Here is a 1,026-nt window from a genome sequence, read left to right as displayed (position 1 = left end):
CCTACGGGCTGCACTGGTGCTTGAACATTGTTGCGACCGATCACGGGGCCGTATTGATCCGGGCCCTCGACCCGAAATATGGGCTGGACCAGATGCGAGCGCGCCGGGGTTCGACTCGACCTCTATGTTCGGGGCCCGGGCGCTTGGCCCAGGCCCTTGGCATAACCGCCGCTCACGATTGCCTTAGTTTAAGCGCGCCGCCGTTTTCGGTGATGGATCGCTCAGGCGAACCCGAGATTATCGCCGGCGTGCGGATCGGCATCTCTCGGGCCGCCGATCGCCCCTGGCGCTTCGGTCTGGCGGGCTCGCCGCATTTGAGCCGGCCGTTCCCGACGGGTTAGGGAAATGAGCGGCCGAGACGGCCAGTCAGTTAGCGCGAGTCGCTTGTTTGCTCGGTTCGTTGCTGTCGGCGAGCTCGTCGCGCTCCCAGCCGAAAACGCTTCGGCCGCCATATTCCGCCGAACGCCGCCACTCTTCGCGGACATATTCTTCCAGCGAGGGGCCTTCCACGAGGCCCTCCAATCGGCGGCTTTCCCGGTCGAGGCGCGCGATGGCGGCCAGCCGATCGTCCTGGCCTAGCTTTGCGCGTTCAACGGCCGATTTGAGAACCGAAATCGTCTGATCATAGATCTTGGTCGGAACGGCAAAAGGCTGACGGTCCTTGCCACCGTGAGCAAGCGAAAACCGGGCGGGGTCACTGAACCGGTACGGCGCTCCGTGGACGACTTCGGCAACCATCGCCAAAGAGCGTACCGTGCGCGCTCCAACACCGGGGACAAGCAGCAATTCCGAGAAGTCATGAGGCGCGCGATCGGCTGCAGCTGCGAGGGCACCATGAAGCCTTCGGGCAAGGACATCCTTCGGCCTGACGGCGTGGTGGGCGGGCATCACCAGATGAGGCAAGGCGAGCTGCGCGGGCGACAGCGCGGGCACTGCACGGCCTCGCTCCAAGGCAGTGTACTCGCGAACAATGGCGTCCGGTCCGACGTCACGAAGAATAGCGACCTGGCCATCACGGGAGGGGGC

The 1,026-nt window shown here is 64.7% G+C and carries 2 protein-coding genes; one reads left to right on the top strand and one right to left on the bottom strand.

The genetic code is table 11. The features are described 5' to 3' along the window. On the top strand, positions 1-341 hold a 341-nt coding region (locus AC1DVA_RS28625), incomplete at its 5' end, for a DNA-3-methyladenine glycosylase (protein ID WP_476808164.1). Positions 342-366: 25 nt separating this feature from the next. Here AC1DVA_RS28625 and AC1DVA_RS28620 read toward each other — a convergent pair. Beyond that, on the bottom strand, positions 367-1,026 hold a 660-nt coding region (locus tag AC1DVA_RS28620), incomplete at its 5' end, for a DUF763 domain-containing protein (RefSeq protein ID WP_476808163.1).

The sequence above is a fragment of the Allobosea sp. P4_C6 genome (assembly GCF_056402015.1).
The sequence above is the reverse complement of the archived record's forward strand: the minus strand, read 5'-3'. Positions and strand labels throughout refer to the sequence as shown.